This window comes from Bradyrhizobium paxllaeri (assembly GCF_001693515.2).
GTDB lineage: Bacteria > Pseudomonadota > Alphaproteobacteria > Rhizobiales > Xanthobacteraceae > Bradyrhizobium > Bradyrhizobium paxllaeri.
Genome location: NZ_CP042968.1, coordinates 8,022,243 through 8,043,693, shown reverse-complemented (window position 1 = coordinate 8,043,693; position 21,451 = coordinate 8,022,243). Strand labels below are relative to the sequence as shown.

The 21,451-nt window shown below is 63.7% G+C and carries 17 protein-coding genes; 7 read left to right on the top strand and 10 right to left on the bottom strand.

Features of this window, described 5'->3' with window-relative positions:
* Nucleotides 1–46 precede the first annotated feature (46 nt).
* Together LMTR21_RS38390 and LMTR21_RS38385 are read right to left on the bottom strand one after the other, a co-directional pair.
* The gene (locus LMTR21_RS38390; RefSeq protein WP_065752410.1) at nucleotides 47–478 is read right to left on the bottom strand and encodes a response regulator; all 432 of its coding nucleotides are present in this window, start codon (nucleotides 476–478) and stop codon (nucleotides 47–49) included.
* Between the two features lie 217 nt (nucleotides 479–695).
* Nucleotides 696–1,415: a GntR family transcriptional regulator gene (locus tag LMTR21_RS38385; protein ID WP_065752409.1), complete on the bottom strand. Its 720-nt coding sequence runs from the start codon at nucleotides 1,413–1,415 to the stop codon at nucleotides 696–698.
* 109 nt (nucleotides 1,416–1,524) lie between these two features.
* Here LMTR21_RS38385 and LMTR21_RS38380 point away from each other — a divergent pair, with 109 nt between their 5' ends.
* The 7 genes from LMTR21_RS38380 to LMTR21_RS38350 all read left to right on the top strand — a co-directional run bounded on the left by LMTR21_RS38380 (nucleotide 1,525) and on the right by LMTR21_RS38350 (nucleotide 9,425).
* Entirely contained in the window at nucleotides 1,525–2,532 is a 1,008-nt protein-coding gene (locus tag LMTR21_RS38380) for an ABC transporter substrate-binding protein (protein WP_065752408.1), read from the top strand.
* A 5-nt stretch (nucleotides 2,533–2,537) separates the two neighbouring features.
* Complete coding sequence (locus LMTR21_RS38375; protein WP_065752407.1) at nucleotides 2,538–3,302, top strand: ABC transporter ATP-binding protein; 765 nt, start codon at nucleotides 2,538–2,540, stop codon at nucleotides 3,300–3,302.
* A gap of 12 nt (nucleotides 3,303–3,314) precedes the next feature.
* On the top strand, nucleotides 3,315–4,178 hold the full coding sequence (locus tag LMTR21_RS38370; RefSeq protein WP_057838918.1) for an ABC transporter permease: 864 nt from the start codon (nucleotides 3,315–3,317) through the stop codon (nucleotides 4,176–4,178).
* Nucleotides 4,175–5,911: an L-arabinonate dehydratase gene (gene araD, locus LMTR21_RS38365; protein ID WP_065752406.1), complete on the top strand. Its 1,737-nt coding sequence runs from the start codon at nucleotides 4,175–4,177 to the stop codon at nucleotides 5,909–5,911. Before LMTR21_RS38370 ends, araD begins: the two co-directional genes overlap by 4 nt.
* An 80-nt stretch (nucleotides 5,912–5,991) precedes the next feature.
* The gene (locus LMTR21_RS38360) at nucleotides 5,992–7,083 is read left to right on the top strand and encodes an SMP-30/gluconolactonase/LRE family protein (protein ID WP_065752405.1); all 1,092 of its coding nucleotides are present in this window, start codon (nucleotides 5,992–5,994) and stop codon (nucleotides 7,081–7,083) included.
* A gap of 125 nt (nucleotides 7,084–7,208) precedes the next feature.
* Nucleotides 7,209–7,928 carry a ribonuclease activity regulator RraA gene (locus tag LMTR21_RS38355; protein ID WP_065752429.1) on the top strand — a complete coding sequence of 240 codons (720 nt, stop codon included), beginning with the start codon at nucleotides 7,209–7,211 and terminating at the stop codon, nucleotides 7,926–7,928.
* 54 nt (nucleotides 7,929–7,982) lie between these two features.
* Nucleotides 7,983–9,425, top strand: coding sequence for an aldehyde dehydrogenase family protein (locus tag LMTR21_RS38350; RefSeq protein WP_065752404.1), 1,443 nt, complete (start codon nucleotides 7,983–7,985; stop codon nucleotides 9,423–9,425).
* 112 nt (nucleotides 9,426–9,537) lie between these two features.
* Here the strand turns inward: LMTR21_RS38350 and LMTR21_RS38345 are convergent, their stop codons facing one another.
* From LMTR21_RS38345 to LMTR21_RS38310, 8 genes are all read right to left on the bottom strand, one after another.
* Complete coding sequence (locus LMTR21_RS38345; RefSeq protein WP_065752403.1) at nucleotides 9,538–11,655, bottom strand: S9 family peptidase; 2,118 nt, start codon at nucleotides 11,653–11,655, stop codon at nucleotides 9,538–9,540.
* 172 nt (nucleotides 11,656–11,827) lie between these two features.
* A complete protein-coding gene (locus LMTR21_RS38340; protein ID WP_065752402.1) occupies nucleotides 11,828–13,543 on the bottom strand; it encodes an ABC transporter permease in 1,716 nt (571 codons plus the stop codon).
* 138 nt (nucleotides 13,544–13,681) lie between these two features.
* Nucleotides 13,682–14,749: an ABC transporter substrate-binding protein gene (locus tag LMTR21_RS38335; RefSeq protein WP_065752401.1), complete on the bottom strand. Its 1,068-nt coding sequence runs from the start codon at nucleotides 14,747–14,749 to the stop codon at nucleotides 13,682–13,684.
* Nucleotides 14,750–14,773: 24 nt separating this feature from the next.
* Nucleotides 14,774–15,844 (bottom strand): ABC transporter ATP-binding protein, encoded by a 1,071-nt coding sequence (locus LMTR21_RS38330; protein ID WP_246174989.1) that lies wholly within the window; start codon nucleotides 15,842–15,844, stop codon nucleotides 14,774–14,776.
* A 228-nt stretch (nucleotides 15,845–16,072) separates the two neighbouring features.
* The gene (locus LMTR21_RS38325; RefSeq protein ID WP_065752399.1) at nucleotides 16,073–17,257 is read right to left on the bottom strand and encodes a pyridoxal-phosphate-dependent aminotransferase family protein; all 1,185 of its coding nucleotides are present in this window, start codon (nucleotides 17,255–17,257) and stop codon (nucleotides 16,073–16,075) included.
* 162 nt (nucleotides 17,258–17,419) lie between these two features.
* On the bottom strand, nucleotides 17,420–18,190 hold the full coding sequence (locus tag LMTR21_RS38320; protein ID WP_084030561.1) for an LssY C-terminal domain-containing protein: 771 nt from the start codon (nucleotides 18,188–18,190) through the stop codon (nucleotides 17,420–17,422).
* Nucleotides 18,191–18,451: 261 nt separating this feature from the next.
* Nucleotides 18,452–19,183 carry a thermonuclease family protein gene (locus tag LMTR21_RS38315; protein ID WP_065752428.1) on the bottom strand — a complete coding sequence of 244 codons (732 nt, stop codon included), beginning with the start codon at nucleotides 19,181–19,183 and terminating at the stop codon, nucleotides 18,452–18,454.
* A gap of 222 nt (nucleotides 19,184–19,405) precedes the next feature.
* Nucleotides 19,406–21,133 carry a hypothetical protein gene (locus tag LMTR21_RS38310; protein WP_065752397.1) on the bottom strand — a complete coding sequence of 576 codons (1,728 nt, stop codon included), beginning with the start codon at nucleotides 21,131–21,133 and terminating at the stop codon, nucleotides 19,406–19,408.
* Between the last annotated feature and the right edge of the window lie 318 nt (nucleotides 21,134–21,451).

Genomic DNA, 21,451 nt, shown 5'->3' with positions numbered 1-21,451 from the left:
CCACTCCGGCCGGCAAATCGCCGGACTGGAGCGATGCTATGGCGCATTATGGGGAGGAAGCAACACCGCCGACAGGGCGTGGCTGCACGTCCCGACCGGCGGCCTCCAGGCAGTCCGTGACCGCTGCCAGGAGGTCGGCGGGCCGGAACGGCTTCTGCAGGCTGGAGACCGCGCCGAGCTTGGTCGCCATGGTCAGGAAGTCCGGGGCCGTGTCCGATTCCGACGCGAGCGGCCGGCCGGAGATGACGATGATCGGGATTTGCGGCCGATGCTGACGGACCATCCGCATGGTTTCAAATCCGTCCATTCCCGGCATAAAAATGTCGAGGAACAGCAGATCGAAATCTCCGGTCTGACAGAGTGCGAGACCTTTGCGGCCGTCGCTCGCCGTGACCACGCTGTGGCCGGCACGCTCCAGCAACAGGCGGATGGTCATCTGGACCGCCGCATCGTCATCCACGACCAAAATTCGTGCCAAAGCAAAAGTTCTCCGGGCCCTGCTGGAATCATGTGCACGGTGATTCGAGTTTTGCTGAATCCCCGCATGGCTGCAACTGGTTCCCCGGCAGCGACGTTCCCGCCGCGCCGTCAAAAAGTTCCCGATATGCGCATGTTGTCGGGCAGAAAGATGCCAGGCGCAGCTGTCAGCGAGCGCGATGCGTCGGCGCGAATGCATGCGGCGAGGCCGCTTGCCGTCAATTGCTGAGATATTCGGGGTAGCGCGCGCGAATCTGGGCGAGTTCGCTGAGCGTGCCCGACAAATGGGTGCGCAAGTGCTTCTGCGCCTCGTCGGGTTTGCCGCTCTCGATCGCTTTCGCAATCAGCTTGTGATGGCGCACGATATCCTGCGCCTTGCCGGGGGAGGGCAGATGCATCCGGCGCAAGCGGTCGATATGTCCGCTGCGGCTGCGCACCAGCGACCAGATGTCCTGCTTGTCGGTGGCGGCATAGAGCTGGGCGTGGAACTCGTTGTCGGCCGCCATGAACTTTTCGAAGTCGCCGGCCTTGGCGAATTGCTGCTGGCGGACGATCGTCGCGTTGAGTTCGGCGACGAAGGCCGGGTCATGGCGCAGTGCCAGCATGCGGACGATTTCGAGCTCGACCGCCTGGCGCAGGAAATGCGCCTGCTGCGCCAGCCGCACGTCGACCTGGCTGACCACGGTGGCGTATTGCGGGAAAACGTCGACCAGCCCTTCCTCCTCGAGCCGCATCAGCGCATCGCGGATCGGCGTCGAGCTGACGCCGAATTGCCCGGCCAGCGCGGCGCGCGACAGCGGCGATCCCGGCGGCAATTCCAGTGAAATGATCATGCCGCGCAGGCGCTCGAACACCTGCGGCGCCGCCTGACGGTCGCGGTCGAGCCGGTCGGCGGAACGCGGGGTAACGCGGCGGGGAGCGACTTGCGATGGTGTCATTCGAGCCGGTCGTTTCAGAAGGGGCTTGCCACAGATGCACTAATACATTAGTGCATCTCCCCCAACAGCGTCAACGATAGACCGGAGGAGATGCACAATGAAAAACAGGATGTGGAGCGCCTGCGCGGGCGCCGCTATGGCCCTCGCCATGATGCTGCCGGGCTCGCAGGCCGTGGCGCAGCAGAAGTCAGAGATTTCGCTGTCGCGGCAGCCGGGCATTTTCTACATGCCCTCGCACATCATGGAAAAGCACAAGCTGATCGAGAAGCATGCGGCCTCTCTCGGCGTTCCCGGCGTCACCACCAAATGGATCAACCTGAGCGGCGGCGGTGCGCAGACCGATGCGCTGCTCGCCGGCAGCGTCGACATCCTCAATACCGGAACCGGCAATCTGCTGCTGCTCTGGGACCGCACCCGCGGGGGCGTCAAGGGCATCGTCGCCACCTCGGCGCAGCCGATGACGCTGATCAGCCGCGATCCGCACATCAAATCGATCAAGGATTTCGGCCCGAACGACAAGATCGCGGTGCCGACGGTCAAGGTCTCGACCCAGGCGATCGTGCTGCAGATCGCAGCCGCCGAAGCGTTCGGCGCCGACCAGTGGTCGAAGCTCGACGCCAATACCGTGCAACTCGGCCATCCCGACGCCTACGTCGCCATGACCAACGCCCAGCACGAGGTACGCAATCATTTTGCGATCCCGCCGTTCACCTTCCTCGAACTGAAGAACGTGCCCGGCGCGCATGTGGTGCTGTCCTCGCCCGACGTGATGGGGGGCCCGCTCAGCCAGGCGCAGTTCTTCACCACGACCAAATTCGCCGACGCCAATCCGAAGATCGTGCAGGCGGTGCGCGACGCCACCAAGGAAGCGCAGGATTTGATCCGCAGCGACACCAAGGCCGCCGTCGAGATCTACAAGGAGGTCACCGGCGACAAGACCAGCGTCGAGGATTTGTTGGCGTGGCTGAAGGAGCCCGGCATGATGGAGTGGAACCTGCAGCCGCAGGGCACCATGAAGTTCGCCGCCCATCTGTCCAAGGTCGGCACACTCAAGACCATGCCCAAGGCGTGGACCGACTACTACCTGCCGGTCGCGCACGACCTGAAGGGCAATTGATCGCCATGACCGCGCTTCTCGATGTCAGTGACGTAACGCTGCGCTACAAGACTTCGAGCGCGGTGGTGACCGCGACCGAGCGGGTCAGCTTCACGGTCGATCGTTCCGATCGCTTCGTGCTGCTCGGCCCCTCCGGTTGCGGCAAGTCGACGCTGTTGAAGGCGGTCGGCGGCTACATGAAACCGAGCGAAGGCAAGATGCGGATTTCGGGCCGCGAAATATCCGAGCCCGGCGCTGACCGCATGATGATCTTCCAGGAGTTCGACCAGCTGCTGCCGTGGAAGACGGTGCTGGAAAACGTGATGTTTCCGCTCTTGATGACGCGAAAACTGCCGCGCAAGGACGCGGAGATGCGGGCGCGGGCCTATATTGAGAAGGTCAGCCTGACGCGCGTGGTCGATGCCTATCCGCACACGCTGTCGGGCGGCATGAAGCAGCGCGTCGCGATCGCGCGCGGCATGGCGATGGAGCCGGATATCCTGCTGATGGACGAGCCGTTCGCCGCGCTCGACGCGCTGACGCGGCGCACTTGCCAGGACGAATTGCTGCAGCTCTGGGCGGAAACCAAATTCACCGTTCTGTTCGTGACGCATTCGATCGCGGAGGCGATCAAGATCGGCAACCGCATCCTGCTGCTGTCGCCGCATCCCGGCCGGGTCAAGGCCGAGGTGGTCGACGTCGACAAGGTCAACGGCGAGGACGGCAGCGCGGCGCGGCTGGAAAAGCAGATCCACGATCTGTTGTTCGCCGACAACGCTACGGCACATTGAAGGGAGCGCGCGATGGGTGAAGCAAGAATCCTGCTGCGCGATGCCGCCGATCTGACGGCGGCGGTGCCGGCCGAAGTCGAGCGCAAGCTGACCGTGCTGGAACTGTTGTGGAACGACGGCTTCGTCCGCAAATCCCTGATCATCATCTTTCTCGCCGCGGCGTGGGAAACCTACGGCACCATCCTCGACAATCCACTGCTGTTTCCGACCTTCCACGACACCATCGTCACCATGTTCGAGAAGGTGCGCGACGGCACTATTCCCCTGCGTGCCTGGGCGTCGCTGAAGGTGCTGTTCATGGGCTATGCCGCCGGCATCGCGCTGGCGGCGATCTTCACGATCCTCGCGATCTCGACCCGGATCGGTACGGATTTCCTCGAAACCATCACGGCGATGTTCAATCCGCTGCCGGCGATCGCGCTGTTGCCGCTGGCGCTGATCTGGTTCGGGCTCGGCAATGGCAGTCTTGTTTTCGTGCTGATCCATTCGGTGCTGTGGCCGGTCGCGCTCAATACCCATTCCGGCTTCAAGAGCGTGTCGAACACGCTGCGCATGGTCGGCCGCAATTACGGCCTGCGCGGGCTTCCCTATGTGTTCCGCATCCTGATTCCCGCGGCGTTCGCCTCGATCCTGACCGGATTGAAGATCGGCTGGGCATTCGCCTGGCGCACGCTGATCGCCGCCGAACTGGTGTTCGGTGTGTCGTCGGGGCAGGGCGGTCTCGGCTGGTTTATCTTCGAGAACCGCAATCTCCTGGACATCCCTGCGGTGTTCGCCGGCCTGTTGACGGTGATCGTGATCGGCTTGATTGTCGAGAACCTGATCTTCCGCACGATCGAGCGCAACACCGTCCAGAAATGGGGCACGCAATCATGAGCAGCAAGAAGAAGCCCGCCGACCTCCGCAGCGCCCGCTGGTTCGCCCCCGACGATCTCCGCGCCTTCGGCCACAGATCGCGCGCGATGCAGATGGGCTACGCGCCGGAAGAGTGGAAGGGCCGGCCGGTCATTGCGATCCTCAACACCTGGTCGGACGCGCAGCCCTGCCATATGCACTTCAAGAGCCGCGTCGACGACGTCAAGCGTGGCATCCTGATGGCGGGCGGTTTCCCGATGGAATTACCGGCGCTGTCACTGTCGGAATCGTTCCTGAAGCCGACCACCATGCTCTATCGCAACATGCTGGCGATGGACGCCGAGGAGTTGCTGCGCGGTCATCCCGTCGACGGCGTCGTGTTGATGGGCGGCTGCGACAAGACCACGCCGGGGCTGCTGCTGGGGGCCACCAGCATGAACCTGCCGACGATCTATCTTCCCGCCGGACCCATGCTGCGCGGCAACTGGAAGGGCAAGACGCTGGGCTCGGGCTCCGACGCCTGGAAATACTGGGACGAGCGGCGCGCCGGAAAAATTTCCGACAAGGATTGGGTCGATGTCGAAGCCGGGATCGCCCGCAGCTACGGCACCTGCATGACCATGGGCACGGCGTCCACCATGACGGCGATTGCGGAATCGATCGGCATGACGCTGCCGGGCGCGTCCTCGATTCCCGCCGCCGATGCCGGCCACATCCGCATGGCCTCCGAATGCGGCCGCCGCATTGTCGAGATGGTGTGGGAAGACCTGACGCCGGAGACGATTCAGAGCCGAAAGGCGTTCGAGAACGCGATCACCGTCGCGATGGCCATGGGCTGCTCGACCAATGCGATCATCCATCTGATCGCGCAGGCGCGCCGCGCCGGTCAGGACATCGGGCTCGACGATTTCGAAAAGGCGAGCCGCAAGGTGCCCGTGATCGCCAATGTGCGGCCGAGCGGCGACAAATATCTGATGGAGGACTTCTTCTATGCCGGCGGCCTGCCGGGGCTGATGAGCCGCATCAGGGAGCATCTGCATCTCGACGTCATGACCGTCACCGGCCAGACGCTCGGCGACAACATCGCCCGCGCCGAGGTCTATAATGACGACGTCATTCGCACAGTGAAGGATCCGATCTATGCTGAGGGCGCGCTGGCTGTGCTCAAGGGCAATCTTGCGCCCGATGGCTGCGTGATCAAGCCGAGCGCCTGCGAGCCGCGCTTTCTCAAGCACACCGGGCCTGCGCTGGTGTTCGACGATTATCCCTCGATGAAGAAGGCGATCGACGATCCGAATCTGGATGTCACTGCCGACCATGTGCTGATCCTGCGCAACGCCGGCCCGCAGGGCGGCCCCGGCATGCCGGAATGGGGCATGTTGCCGATCCCGACAAAACTGGTGAAGCAGGGCGTGCGCGACATGGTGCGGCTGTCGGATGCGCGCATGAGCGGCACCAGCTACGGCGCCTGCATCCTGCACGTCTCGCCGGAATCCTATGTCGGCGGGCCGCTGGCGCTGGTGCGCACCGGCGACAAGATCACGCTCGACGTCAACGCCCGAACCATCAACCTCGATGTGCCGGAGGCGGAGCTGGCCAAGCGCCGCGCCGAATGGAAGGCGCCGGAGCCGCGCTACGAGCGCGGCTATGGCTGGATGTTCACCCGCCACATCAAGCAGGCCAACGAAGGCTGCGATTTCGATTTTCTGGAGACCGGATTTGGGGCCCCGGTCAGCGAGCCGTCGATTTACTAGCCGCCGTCGTTCCGGGTTCGATGCTGGCGCTTCGCCCCGGAATGACTGCCAAACAAAAAGCATCACAGGGGAGGACCACCATGACCATCAATCGACGCAATCTGCTCGCGGGCGCCGGTGCCGCCGCCGCTTCTACGGTTCTCGCGCGAACCGCCGGCGCGCAATCGTTCCCGTTCACGCCGAACCAGCGCTATCCCGATCCCGCCGTGCAGATCCTCGATCCAAGCTTCGCAAAATACCGGATCTATTCCTCGACGGTCGAGCAGGTCGCGACCGGCATGCGCTGGGCCGAAGGTCCCGCTTACTTCCCCGAGGGCGGCTATCTCCTGTTCTCCGACATTCCCAACAACCGCATCATGAAGTTCGACGAGAAGACCAACCAGACCTCGGTCTTCCGCGCCAACGCCAACTACGCCAATGGCAACGCGCGCGATCGTCAGGGCCGGCTCGTCACCTGCGAGCACTCGGTCACCCGCCGTGTCACCCGCACCGAGAAGGACGGCAAGCTCACGGTGCTGGCCGACAAGTTCGAGGGCAAGCGGCTGAACGCGCCGAACGACATCGTGGTGAAATCCGACGACACCATCTGGTTCACCGATCCCCTGTTCGGCATCAACGGCGAGTGGGAAGGCAAGAAGGAGAAGCCCGAGCAGGCTACCACCAACGTCTACCGCCTGACCAAGGATGGCAAGCTTACCGCTGTCATCACCGATATCTTCAATCCCAACGGCCTCGCCTTCTCGCCCGACGAGAAAAAGCTCTACGTCGTGGAATGGAAGGGCACGCCGAACCGCAGCATCTGGAGCTTTGACGTCAATGATGACGGTACGGTCGGCAACAAGACCAAGCTGATCGACGCCGCGGATCAGGGCGCGATCGACGGTTTTCGCGTCGATCGCGACGGTAATCTGTGGTGCGGCTGGGGCTCCAACGGCGCGCTGCAATCCGAGCCGACCGAGGTCGGCGGCCGAAAGGTGTTCCAGCTCAGGGGCAAGTCGGAAGACCTCGACGGCGTGATGGTGTTCAGCTCCACTGGCAAGCCGCTCGCCCATATCCGCCTGCCGGAACGCTGCGCCAACCTCACCTTCGGCGGCCCGAAGAACAACCGCCTCTACATGACGAGCTGCCACTCGGTCTACGCGCTATATGTGGAATCGCACGGGGCGGTTTGAGCCACGATGTCGTTCCGGGGGCGCGAAGCGAACTATGGTGCGCAATTGCGCACCTGAGAACCTCGAGATTTCGGGTCTGGTGCTGGCGCACCATCCCGGAATGACGAATAAAAGGGATGCATGAAATGACAAACCTGAGCGACGCCACCCGCAACAAACTCAAGACCGTCTCCACCGCCACCGTCGCCACCGCCTTGTTCAAGCGCGGCTTCCGCATCCAGATGATTCAGGACGTGCATCCGCTCGGCCCGAACCAGCCGGTGCTGGTCGGCGAGGCTTTTACGCTGCGCTACATGCCGGCGCGCGAGGATCTCAACAAGATCGACGTGTTCCGCGATCGCGGCCACCCGCAGCGCAAGGCGGTGGAGGATTGCCCGCCCGGCGCGGTTCTGGTGATGGACAGCCGCAAGGACGCGCGCGCGGCGTCTGCCGGCGCCATCCTGGTGACGCGGCTGATGCAGCGCGGCTGCGCCGGCGTGATCACCGATGGCGGTTTTCGCGACTCGTTTGAAATCGCCGCCCTCGGCTTCCCCGCCTATCACCACCGGCCCAGCGCGCCGACCAATCTGACGCTGCATCAGGCAATCGAGATCAACGTGCCGATCGGCTGCGGCGACGCGCCGGTGTTCCCCGGCGACGTCATCCTTGGTGATGCCGACGGCGTGATCGTGATCCCTGCGCACCTCGCCGACGAGATCGCCGACGAAGCGGTCGAGATGACCGCGTTCGAGGATTTTGTTACGGAGGAGGTGCGCAAGGGTCGCTCGATCCTCGGCCTCTATCCCGCAACAGACGAGCAGACGCCGAAGGATTTTGCTGCTTGGCGCAAGGCCAACGGACGATAGCCCTCTATTCCCGGACGCGGGATGCAAAAACGATGTAACAGTGGAGAGACCACCATGCTGATGTTCAACAATCTGATCGACGGCGAATGGTTGTCCGATGGCGCTCGCGCGCCGAACGTCAATCCATCCGATACCAAGGACATCGTCGGCGAAGCCGTGCGCGGCACGCGTGCGCAAGCCGAGGCTGCGATTGCGGCTGCCAAAGCGGCGTTTCCGGCATGGTCGCGATCGACGCCGCAAGCGCGCTACGACATCCTGAAAAAGGCATCGGACGAAATCCTGGCCCGCAAGGACGAACTGGGCCGGCTGTTGTCGCGCGAGGAAGGCAAGACGCTGCCGGAAGGCGTCGGCGAAGTCGCGCGCGCCGGCCAGATCTTTGCGTTCTTTGCCGGCGAATGCCTGCGGATGGCCGGTGAGAAGCTCGCTTCCGTGCGCCCGGGCATCGACATCGAGATTACACGCGAAGCGCTGGGCGTTGTCGGCCTGATCACGCCGTGGAATTTCCCGATCGCCATTCCGGCCTGGAAGATCGCCCCGGCTTTGGCCTATGGCAATACTGTGGTGGTCAAGCCGGCAGATCTTGTTCCGGGCTCGACCTGGGCGCTGGTCGATATCCTGCATCGCGCCGGCCTGCCCAAGGGCGTGCTCAATCTTGTGATCGGGCGCGGCTCGGAAGTCGGCGCGGTCCTGCTTGAGCATCCCGACGTTGCCGCGATCAGCTTCACCGGCTCGGTGGCCACCGGCCAGAAGGTGGCTGCGGCCTGCATCGCCTCGCGACCGATGAAGAAGTTTCAGCTCGAAATGGGCGGTAAGAATCCGCTGGTCGTGCTCGACGACGCGGATCTGAAGGTCGCCGTGGAATGCGCCGCCAACAGCGCGTTCTTTTCCACCGGCCAGCGCTGCACCGCCGCCTCGCGGCTGATCGTCACATCAGGCATTCACGACAAATTCGTCGAGGCCCTGACCGAGCGGATGCGCGGCCTGAAGGTCGATGACGCGGTGAAGGCCGGTACCGATATCGGCCCCGTCGTCGATCAGAGCCAGCTCGATCAGGATCTCAAATATATCAGCATCGGCAAGGACGAAGGCGCCAAGCTCGCCTTTGGCGGCGAGCGGCTCAACCGAGAGGCGCCCGGCTTCTACCTGCAGCCAGCGTTGTTCACCGATGTGAGCAACAAGATGCGGATCGCGCGCGAGGAGATCTTTGGGCCGGTGGCCGCGGTCATCCGGGTCAAGGATTATGCCGAAGCGCTGGCGACCGCGAACGACACCGATTTCGGTCTGTCATCCGGCATCTGCACCACCAGCCTGAAATACGCCAGCGACTACAAGCGCAATTCCGAAGCCGGCATGGTGATGGTCAATCTGCCGATCGCCGGCGTCGATTACCACGTGCCGTTCGGTGGCCGAAAAGGCTCCAGCTTCGGCGCCCGCGAGCAGGGCCGCTATGCCGCCGAATTTTATACAACGGTGAAGACGGCCTACACGTTGCCGTGAGGTGATGATTCAGGTGTTGTCGCTATGGGCGCGTGGCCAGCCACGCGCCGTCGTGCCTAAATGAAGTCCCGTCTGATCGTACCCAGATAATCCTCAGTCCATTGGATTCAATTCAGACCTCCGCGCTCTCCACCAATCCCACCGCCCACAGCGCGAACGCATAGGCGATCGCGACTTCATCGAGCCGGTTGAAGCGGCCGGATGCGCCGCCATGGCCCGCGCCCATATTGGTGCGCAGCAGCACCGGGCCGCCGCCCGACATCGTCGGGCGCAGCCGCGCGATCCATTTCGCCGGCTCCCAATAGGTGACGCGCGGATCGGTCAGTCCGCCCATCGCCAGGATCGCCGGATATTCCTTGGCGGCGAGATTGTCGTACGGCGAATAGGACAAAATGGTGCGAAAATCTTTCTCGCTCTCGATCGGGTTGCCCCATTCCGGCCATTCCGGCGGCGTCAACGGCAGCGTGTCGTCGAGCATCGTATTCAGCACGTCGACGAACGGCACTTCCGCGACGATGCCGGCGAACAACTCGCCTGACCGGTTGGCGACCGCGCCCATCAGCATGCCGCCCGCGCTGCCGCCATGGCCGACGATGCGTTTTGAGCCCGTGTACTTTGCCTCGATCAGCGCGCGGCCGGCGGCGGCGAAATCGTCGAACGAGTTCGTCTTCTTCTCGCGTTTGCCGTCGAGATACCAGCCCCAGCCCTTGTCCGCGCCGCCGCGGATATGCGCGATCGCATAGACAAAGCCGCGATCGACCAGCGACAGCCGATTGGCGGCAAAGGATGCGGGCATCGCCATGCCGTAGGAGCCGTAGCCATACAGCAACAGCGGCGCGCTGCCGTCGCGCACAAGGTCTTTCCGATGAAGGATCGAGACCGGCACCTGCGCGCCGTCATGCGATGTCGCCATGATGCGCGTGGTGACGTAGTCGGCGGGATTATGGCCCGATGGAATCTCCTGCCGCTTGCGTAAGCTCCGCGCCCGCGTCGCCATGTCGTAATCATAGACCTCCGCCGGCGTCGTCATCGACGAATAGGAGAACCGCAAATTCGTGGTCTCGAACTCGTAGCTGCCCATGGTGTCCAGCGAGTAGGCCGCCTCGTCGAAGGCAATGGCGTGCTCTTCTCCGGTTCTGAGATCCCGGATGATGATCGACGGCAGCGCATTGGCGCGCTCCAGCCGCACCATGTGGTCGGCATAGAGCTCGACATCGAGCACGTAAACGCCCTCGCGATACGGAATCAGGTCGCGCCAGTTGGCGCGTTCGGGCGCGGCGAGCGGCGCGGTGACGACCTTGAAGTCGATGGCGTTGTCCGCATTGGTGAGAATGAACAGCTCATCGCCGCGATCGGCGATCGAATATTGCACGCCTTCCTCGCGCGCCGCGACGAGGCGCGTCGGCGCGTCGGGGTTGGCGAGATCGATCAGCTGTTGTTCCGAGGTCTCGTGGTCACCACCGGCGATGACGCAAAAGCGGCCCGAGGAACTTTCATGCAGATGGGTGAACCAGCCGGAATCCTGCTCTTCATAAACAAGCGTGTCGTCCGCCTGCTTTGTGCCGAGCCTGTGCCGCCACACCTGCATCGGCCGGTGATTGTCGTCGAGCTTGACGTAGAAAAAGCTCAAGCTGTCCGTGGTCCAGACGATGCCGCCGTCGGTCTCCTCGATCAGGTCGTCGCGGTCGGTGCCTGTGCTCCAGTCACGCACGCGGATCGAAAAATACTCCGAGCCCTTGGTGTCGGCGCTCCATGCTTGCAATTGATGGTCATGCGAATGCCGCGCGCTGCCGAACTTGAAATATTCATGATCCTTGGCCAGCGCATCGCCGTCGAGAACGATCTGCACGTCGCCGCCATCGCGCGGCGTGCGGCCGAACATTTCGTGCTGTCCGCCCTCGCGGAATTTTCGCAAGTAAGCGAACGGGCCGTCCGGCGCCGGCACGCTGGAATCGTCTTCCTTGATCCGCCCGCGCATTTCCGCGACCAGCTTCTTCTGCAAGGGCGCGGTGTGGCCGAGCAGGCTCTCGGTGTAGTCGTTCTCGGCTTCCAGATATTTTCGGATATCCGGATCGAGGATCGAGGGGTCGCGCAGCACTTCCTGCCAGCGGGCGTCTTTCAGCCAGGCGTAATCGTCTGTCACCGTGATGCCGTGTGTGGTGAAGGTATGCGGGTGCTTCGGCGCTACGGGGGGCGACAGGGCAGTTTTTCTGGCGGCGGCTTGGGTCACGCGGTCCTCGTATGGCTCAATGATTGAGCCTTATATCGGGGTGAATGTGGCGGATTACCAGATGCGATCCGTAGGGTGGGCAAAGCGAAGCGTGCCCACCATTCCTTTTGCGGGATGCTTGATGGTGAGCACGGCGCAAGAGCGCCTTTGCCCACCCTACGGCTCCGAACCTCTAACTGTTCCTTAACCTCGCCCCGGCGCCGCCCCCGAACATCGGGATCCGGTTCACCGCCAGCACCACCGTAAAGGTGATCACCAGCATCGCGATGCCGAGCACCGCAATCGCGGCGAGGTCGCCGCTCTCGTTGAGGTCGTAGATCAAAACCGACAGCACCTTGGTCTGCGAGGTAAACAGCACGATCGCGGCGGATAGTTCCCGCATCACGCCGATGAAGATGAAGCACCAGGTCGCGATCACGCCGGTGCGCAACAAGGGCGCGGTGATCTGGCGCAGCGCCTGCAGCCGCGTCGCGCCGAGGATGCGGCTGGCGTCTTCCAGCTCGGGGTGAATGGTGGCGAATGCGGCCTGCAGTTGCTGATAGGCAGAAGGAAGATTGATGGTGAGGAACGCCAGCAGCAGGATCCACAGCGTGCCGTAGAGCACGAAAGGCGGCCGCGTGTAGCTCAGGAATAATCCGACGCCGAGGACAATGCCGGGCACGGCGACCGGGGCGGTGGCGAGAAAGCCGAGCAGGCGATGGGTCGCGATCACGCGGCGGGTCGTGACATAGGCGACCACGAGCGCGAGGATGGTGCCGACGGTCGCTGTCGATGCGCCCAGGATCACCGTGTTCCTGAGCGCAAGCTGGGTCGACGACAATTCGGTGAACACGAACACGATATTGTGCAGCGTGGCCGTCGATGGCGTCACCAGCGTGGTCGCGTTCGGCGAAAACGCCGCGTTGAGCAGCGCGAAGTAGGGCAGGAACACCGGATTGAGCAGCACGAGGAGGCAGAACGCCAGCGCCGCCCAGCGCCATACCCCCATCTCGATCGGCCGCGGTGCGCCGTATTTGCCGCCGACCACGGAAAAACCGCGGCGGCCGAGCAGGAATTTCTGGCCCTGCAGCAGCAGGATCGTCAGCAGCAATAACGGCACGGCGGCGGCGGCGGCGAGCTCGAGCTTGGGCGGATACTGGAACAGGCTCCAGATTTTCGTCGTCATGGTGTGGAAGCCTGCCGGCAGCGCCAGGATTGCGGGCGATCCGAACAGCGTCATCGCCTGCAGGAACGCGATCAGCGCGCCGGCGACCAGTGCGGGCAGGGCGAGCGGAATCGTGACGCGCCGCGCCGTGGTCCAGGCCTTGCCGCCGAGAATGGCGGAGGCGTCTTCCAGTTCGCCCGGCATGTTGTCGAGCGCGTTGGCGACCAGCACGAACACGAACGGAAAGGTGTAGCAGGAGATCACGAAAATCAGCCCGGTCAGCGAATAGATGTCGAACAGGGGATCTTCGGCGCCGGTGAGATAGCGATAGAGCTGGTTCAGCATGCCGCTGTTCGGCGCCGCCAGCAGTTCCCAGGCGACAGCGCCGAGAAACGGCGGGGTGACGAAAGAAGCCGTCACCAGCGCCCGGATGATCTGCCGCCCCGGCATGTCGGTGCGCGACACCAGCCAGCCGATCGGAGCGGCGACCAGGCAGCAGATCGTTGCCGACGTGGTGGCGATGATCGCGGTCGTCATCAACGGATCGAGGAATGCGGGATCCGTGAACAGCGTGACGAAATTCTGCAGCGTCGGCCGCCGCGCCTTGTCGGTGAAGGCAAACACCACCAGCCACGACAGCGGCAGCACGATCAGCACGATCATGAAGGCCGCGAACAGCCATAGGACGGGGCGCGTGAAGTCGATGCGGCGTTTGGGAGTGTCGGTGGCGGTGATGGTGGTCATGCTCTCTCCGTCATTCCGGGGCGCGCCTTAGCGCGAACCCGGAATCTCGAGATTCCCCGATGCGCAAATTTGCGCATCTGAGGTCTGGTCCTTCGGACCATCCCGGAATGACGGTGGTATATCCGGCGAACAGCATCCTCAAACCCTGAACAGCCGCGCATAGCGCGTCTTGATTTCTTCCGTCATCTTTTCCACGCCCTCGGCATCCTCCTTCATCAGCTTGATATCGGAGATCTTCCGACGCCCCGGCTTCGACTGTACCTGCGCATGAACCGAATATTGCGCGGTGAAGTCGACAAAGAACTGCTGCGTCTCGCGGGTATGCAGCCAGGCCTGAAACAGCTTTGCGGCATTGGGATGCGGTGCGGTTTTGAAGATGCCGGTTGGCCCCGAAATCGTCGGCGTTCCCTCGGTCGGGTACACCGGCTCTACGGGCTGGCCGGCCTCCTTCAAAAGCACGATGCCGTATTCGTTGCCGTCGGCCATCACGGCGCGCTCGCCGAGCGACAGCTTCTTCGGCGGATCGGTCGACGACTGCACCTGCATCACGCGCTGCTTCGCCAGTTTCTCCATGTATTCCCAGCCGAGCTCGCGCACCATCTGGAACGTTGCGGTCATGATGGTGCCGCTATAGGCCGGGTGTCCCTTCACCATCTTGCCGGCCCATTTGGGATCGAGCAGGTCGGCAAAGCTCTTTGGCGCGTCCTCCGGCTTCACCAGATTGGTGTTGTAGGCGATCGACGACAGCCACACCCGCGAGGTCGCGAACAGGCCGTCGGGATCGCGATAATTTTCCGGAAAATGCTTTGCGACATCCTCCGGCACGAACGGCATCAGCCAGCCGTTTTTCTTCCAGCTGATGAAATGCGAGGCGTCGGAGGAGTTGACGATATCAGCGGCACGAATGTTGCTCGCAAATTCCTGGTCGATCCGCTGGAACAGCCGCTCCGAGCCGGAACGCTCGATCTGGATGGTGATGCCCGGAAAGGCCGCCTCGAACGCCTTGCCGAGCTTCTCGCCAACCGGCAGGTCCATCGAGGAATAGAAAATCAGTTTGCCTTCCTTCTTCGCCGCCTCCACCAGCGCTGATGTCACCGCGATCGGCTCCGGCGCCTGCGCGCGAAGGGGAGTGGCAAACACGCTTCCCGCGGTAAGCGTGGCCGCGCCCTGCAGGATATCGCGTCTCGAAAGTTTTCGTCTCCTCACCGCGTCCTCCCGTGTTATTCCTGTTTATCGGCTGAGCGCCCGGCAGCGCTCGGGTGGGAGTGTCAGCCAGACCTCGCTGCCTTTCGGCACATTGGTTTCGGTCGGCGTGGTGGCGCGCAAGCTGGTGCCGTCGGCGACCTCCACCATGTAGTCGCGCGCCGCGCCGAGATAGACCTGCCGCGTAACGACCGCCTTGATCGCATTTTCTGTTGAAGCCGGCGCCTGCGTCGAAAGCCCGATATCGTGTTGCCGTATCGCGACCACAGCGTCTTGGCCCGCTGTGAGCGGCGCGCCGACGACCTTCAATGTCGCGCCCGCGAAGGCGACATGGTTGGCGTCGCGCGCGGTGCCCTTGATGACGTTGCTGGCGCCGATGAAGCGCGCGACGAATTCGGATTCCGGCCGCGCGTAAATGTCCTCGGGCGTACCGATCTGGTCGACCCGGCCGCCGTTCATGACTGCGATCAGGTCGGCCGTGGTCATGGCCTCGGACTGGTCGTGGGTGACATAGACGGTGGTGTAGCGATATTCGTCGTGCAGCCGGCGAATCTCGAACCGCATCTCCTCGCGCAAATTGGCATCGAGATTGGAAAGCGGCTCGTCGAGCAACAGCGTCTCCGGCTCGACGATCAGCGCGCGCGCCAGCGCCACGCGCTGCTGCTGCCCGCCGGAGAGTTCACCGGGATAACGCTGCGCCAGCGCCTCGAGTTTTGTCGTGGCCAGGATTGCCGCCAGCTTCTTGGCGATGGTGTCGCGATCGAGCTTGCGCAGGCGCAGGCCGTAGACGATGTTTTCCGTCACCGTCATGTGCGGCCACAGCGCGTAACTCTGAAAGATCATCGACATGTTGCGCTGCTCGGGCGGCAGCGTGCGCGTTTTCGACGACACCAGCCGTTCCCCGACATGGATCTCGCCGTCGGAAGGTTCGAGGAAGCCCGCAATCAGCCGCAGCGTTGTGGTCTTGCCGCAGCCGGAAGGGCCGAGCAGGCAGACCAGTTGCCCATGGTCGATTTTCAGCGAGACGTTATCGACCACCGCAAGCGAGCCAAATCGCTTGGTCAGGCCGCGCAAACCAACGGACGCCAATCGCCTCACTCCCACTCTTTGTTCGTGCACGGATCAGCGCCCGGCTTGGTATGCCAGTATACGCACTAATGCGTGTAGGGAAAGAGAGTTGGCTCCGGAACGAAAACGACGTTGTCGTCCCTGCGAACGCAGGGACCCATACGCCGCGGCCCCGCGGAAGTGGCACGCGAGGAGATGGCGTCTCTCACAATGTGAAATCGTGGTTATGGGTCCCTGCGTTCGCAGGGACGACAGCTCTTACGCCCCGACGTTCTCGCCGAGATATTCGATCGCGGCTTCGGTTCCGCCCTTGCCGTGGGGAATGCCGAGCGCGTTGAGGCCGACTTCGACCACGCCGAGCGTGCCCAAAATCATCGGCGCATTCACATGGCCCATATGGGCGATGCGGAACGCCTGGCCGGAGAGTTCGCCGATTCCGGTGCCGAGCACCACGCCGCATTTCTCCTTGCAGTAGCGCTGCAGCGCGGCGGGATCGTGCCCGTTCATGGTCACCGTCGTCACCGTGTTGGAGCGCTCATTGGCTTCCGCGATGTTGAAGCCGAGCACCTGGCCCTCGCCCCACACCGCAACCGCGCGGCGCACCGCTTCGCCGAGCAGGCGATGGCGCAGATGCGCGTTCTCCAGCCCCTCGGCATGGAGCATGTCGATCGCCTTGCGCAGCGCGAACAGCAGATGCACCGGCGCGGTGCCGGCATATTTGCGGTAGTGCTCGCTGCCTTCGCGCTCGGTCCAGTCCCAATAGGGCGTGCGCAGATCGGCCTTCTTGTGAACCTGCAGCGCGCGCTCGTTGGCGGCGACGAAGCCTAAGCCCGGCGGCGTCATCAGGCCCTTCTGCGAGCCGGACATCGCGACATCGATGCCCCATTTGTCCATCTCGAACGGCATGCAGCCGAGCGACGCCACGGTGTCGACCATGAACAGCGCCGGATGTCCGGTCGATCTGATCGCCTTGCCGATCGCCTCGATGTCGTTATAGGCGCCGGAAGCCGTATCGACCTGCACCGCCACGATCGCCTTGATGGTGTGATCCTTGTCCTGCCTCAGCCGCGCCTCGACCTCGGCCGCTCGGATCGCACGCCGCCAGTCGCCCTTGAGCACCTCGACCTCGGCGCCCATCGCGGCAGCGGCCTGGCCCCAGCCGATCGCAAAGCGCCCGCTTTCCAGCACCAGCACCTTGTCGCCGCGCGACAGCACGTTGGAGAGCGTGGCCTCCCACGCGCCATGGCCGTTGGCGATATAGATGTAGGATTTGCCCTTGGTCGCGAACAGTTTTGATAGATCGGCGAGCAGGCTTTCGGTCAGTTCCACCATCTGGCTGGAATAGATGTCGAGCGCCGGGCGATGCATCGCCTGCAGCACTTCGTCGGGCATGGTGGTAGGTCCCGGGATGGCCAGAAACTCCCGGCCCGCGCGAACGGTCATTGTTGGTTTTCCTTATGGGCAAGCACGCGGAATCGAGGCGTGAGGTTTGGCCGAGATAATATTCGATCGGAACCGTCATTGCGAGCGCAGCGACGCAATCCAGGGTCGCAAAAGAGGATCAAATTGTTCTGATTGCTCCGCGCCTCGAAACTGCGCCGCACGTTATTTCCCCACGGCATCCGCGATCGCGCGCCAGATCTGGTCCTTCAATTGGGTCGCCGGCGGGCTCGGGATCGCAACCGCGGGTCCCTCGCGCTTCTTGCAGGCTTCCACCAGCCGCAGCACCCAGATTTCGCCGTCAGTGTAATAGAGGTCGCCGCCGCCATTACGCCCCGCGAGTGTCGGCCCGATCCCGGTGACCTGGTATTTCGCTTCCACCATGCCGGCATTTTCCAGGTCAGCCGCAAGCAACGCGCGCTCAGCGTCGAGATCGGGGCTGATGTGGTGCGTGACGGCGGCGGTGTAGTGGCTGACGCCGACGCCGCGATCTTGCGTCGCGGCGCCGAGCCAGACCGGACGCTTCTCCTCGCCGCTCTCCAGCACCTTCCAGTAGCGCACATGATTGCGGCGGTCGGCGCTGGTCCCGATCGGCTTTTCAAACGCAAGATCCTCGCGGCGGCCGAGATAATAGAGATTGCTGACCGGCGCGTCCTTGTAGGGACGGTCGAGCAGCACGCTGCCGACAATCTCGATCGAGGATTTCAGCGTGATCCGGTCGGCTGGATACCAGCCGGCCGCGTGCATCGCGCAGACGATGTCGCTCGTGTCGCCGATCAGCCCGACATTCATGGGGTCGCCCGGAATACCCTGGGCGGTGCGCGTCACCATCGGCATCTCGGCGAGCCCGCGCTGATGCTCGTAATGCGTCCAGAAACCCGGCAGCACCAGGTAGGCGAGGAGACCGTACCCGCCGAGGATGACGGCCGCGAGCATGAAGGCGCGACGCCATCCGCCCCGCCGTTGCCGCCGCAATCGCTTTTCGATGCGTTGATCAGGCACCGTCGCTGCCGCTCTCTCTCCCTGCTCCTCTTCGCGGGGAGAGGGTTCTGTGTGTCCACAAACTCGTCATGCCCGGGCTTGTCCCGGGCATCCACGTCTTAATCTCCGCGCCAAAAGACGTGGATGGCCGGGACAAGCCCGGCCATGACGATAGGCGATAAGCCTACCGCAAGCGGGGCGAGGCAAGAAAGAAAACTACCGCCGCGTCTCTCTGCAGCCCGCGGCTTCGGCCTCCTCGACCGAGCAGAACCAGCGCGTGCCCTTCGAAATCTTCATCTCGATCTTCGCATACCAGCGGCTGGTCGGCTGATGATAGATGCACTCGCCGGAGCGGTTGACGTTGCCCTTGATGGTGCAATCGGGCGATGGCGCGACCGGGCCGGATGCCGATGCCAGCAGAACCGCCCTGGCATTTTCGGGCGGTGTGACGGCGCCGAGAACGGCGGTCTTCTTGTTGCGGACGCGCCAGTCCCACGGCGCGATGAACGCGCCCTGCCACATCCCGACCTTGGCCTCGCGCGCGGCCTTTTCGTCCGCCTCGTAATCGCGCGAGATCCGCGTCAGCGCCAGTGCCCAGCCGTTCGACACCAGCCATTTCTGGATGTCCTCGCCATCCGCCTGGCAGCGCGCCACGATGCGGCCGCGGCGATCGACGACGTTGCGCGCCTGACAGGTCCAGCTCTTGCCCCCGAAGCGTTTTGTCAGTTCGTCGCGCGCGGCAGCACCGCAGGTCCAGCGCTCGGCCTTGGTATTGAGGCAGAGCTGATCGACGGCCGGCGCGTCGATACCGCCGAGGCGGATGCGGTGGTTGCCGATCTGCAGCTGATCGCCTTCGCGGATCTTCGGCACGCCGGTGATGTCGGCCGCGTGGGAGACGGCGGGAAGCGACAGCAGCAAGAGCGCGGACAGCAATCTCCGTAATGTCATCAGCGGTCCCAGCGGAATGATGCGCACCAATTCGGCGGATTGTGCGGACAAAGCGGCCGACGTGCCAGAGCCGCAGCGTCGCATCGCTTTCAACTTCCTGTCATTTGTGAGCCCTTCCGCAAGCGCCGGAATCGTAGGGTGGGCAAAGGCGCTCTTGCGCCGTGCCCACCATCTATCCGCAACGCATCGTCTGGATGGTGGGCACGCTTCGCCTTGCCCACCCTACGAATTCCCCATCACCCGCCGCGCCAGCGCCAGGCCCATCAGCACGAACGCCGACGTCACCTCGGGGCCGCCGACCAGAATCCGCGTCGGCGTCTTCATCTTGTTCCACTCATAGGCGCGGTACGGCCCGCGCCGGCCGCCTTCGCCGAGCTGGGCGACGATGCAGTTGAGCGCTGGCGCGAACGTCGAGGCGTCGGCGCCGAGATGCGCCAGCGCCATCAACGCCAGCGCGGCGTCGAACGGATTCATCTCGCGCGCGATCAATTCACCCTCGACATAGGCGAGCACCTTGCCCCGGATGAATTCGAACGCGCCGTCTGGATCGATTCTCCGCCGCGCGGCTTCGGGCAATGCCATGAATGCGGCATGGCAGCGGCCGAAATAGGCGGAGTACAGTTCCGGCAGATAGTAGATATGCGAGCGCGGATCGGCGAAGGCGCCGCTTTCGGCGAGCCTCCGCTGGAAGCCGATGATGCGATGCACGGTCTCCAGCCGCTGCGGCGTCTCCAGGATCTTCCAGCGCGCAAGGTTGCGGAAAGAGACTTCGAGAATATCGAGATTGAGGGTGGGATCGAGGTCGTTGCCGTAGGGGCGCTCGCCCTTGATATTGTCGATCCAGGTGACGACGCCGCCTTCGTAATCGATATTGTCGTTGAGGGGCACGGTGACGCGCGGCTCGTTGGCGCCCTCGCGCACCTGATAGCCGCGGTAGAAATCGAGCAGCGGCTGGTCGAGGATCGGGTCGGTCGAACCCGCTTGCGTCGCCGCCGAAAACGAGCACGCGGTGGTGTCGCAGTCCGGCACGTAGATGCCGAAGCCCAGGTCCTGCTTGATCTGGGCGAAGAAGCGCGAGAAGCGCGGATGCGGCAGCGGCGCTAGCGCGGTGATCACCCGCACCGTCGAGCCGTCATGCGAGGGCACTTCCTCGGCCGAAGTCTTCAGGCAGAAATCCACCATCTCGTCGATCGCGCGCTTTGACGCCACGGTCTCTTCCTTCGACGCCAGCCCGGTCTCGAGATAGCTTAGCAGCGCCTCGGTGAAGAAGGCGTCGTAATAGGCGGAGCGGTGGCGGATCTGCACCGGCTCCCACATCGGCTCGGCGATACCCGTCCAAGGAGGGTTGATCAGCGCGCGGGCCGGCGAATGCGCGATGAAGATCCGCGCCAGGCTGAACAACAGCGTCGAGTTCTTGTAGCCGCGCGAGTTCAGCCCGGTCAGCGCCATCAGCATTTCGCGCCCGCCCATGTCGGCATCGCCGATCAGGTTGAAGGCGGCGTAGGTCGGCAGGAAGCCGTTTTTCGAAAACGAGCCCAGCAGATGCGCGCCGCAGCGGCGGATCACCCGGTCGATCTCGGCGGCACCGGGCGCCTGCGCCGGCGCCTTCACATGAGGCGGGGAGGGGTGGCGGACGTCGATGTCGGCCATCAGCTCGGCGATCGGCTGGCCGACCGCGGCCCAGTCCGGCTCGGCATCGTCGCGGGCCCGGACCAGCGCCTCGCGCAGGGCGCCAAGCCGCTTCTCGTCCTGCAGGGCCGGATGCCCGGTCCGCCGCAACAGCGGCCGCAGCGCCGGGTTACCGAGCGCGGTACGATAGAACTTCCCCAGGTGCGGGTCGCCGCCGCGGTATTTCAGCAGCACGGGGTCGCAGACGTCGTAGAGCGACGGGCCGTCTTTCCGCGCGGTCAGCGCCCGAAATGCGGCGCCGGCGATGGTGTGAAAACCCATGCAGTTTCTTTCCGCCGGAACGGTGAAGGGAGGGCCGCGTTGAGCATGGCAAATAGCTTAGCGCGGCCACCGCCGGCCGGATTCGGGCCTGCAAGCCCTTGAAAACTATACAAATCGGCAGAAAACACAAACAGTGATGCAGGTCACATAGCAAATCTTAACCTTTATCCATCGTCTGTCGCGGGCGGCCCCATGCATCAAATGAGGTTGTTCGGGAGGGGCTGACAGGCTAAAAGCCGGGTTGTTGCGGTGCCGCAAATTGAGCGCAATTGGGCGGCACACACCGTGCAACCCCTTCAAACCTGAATGCTGCTCACG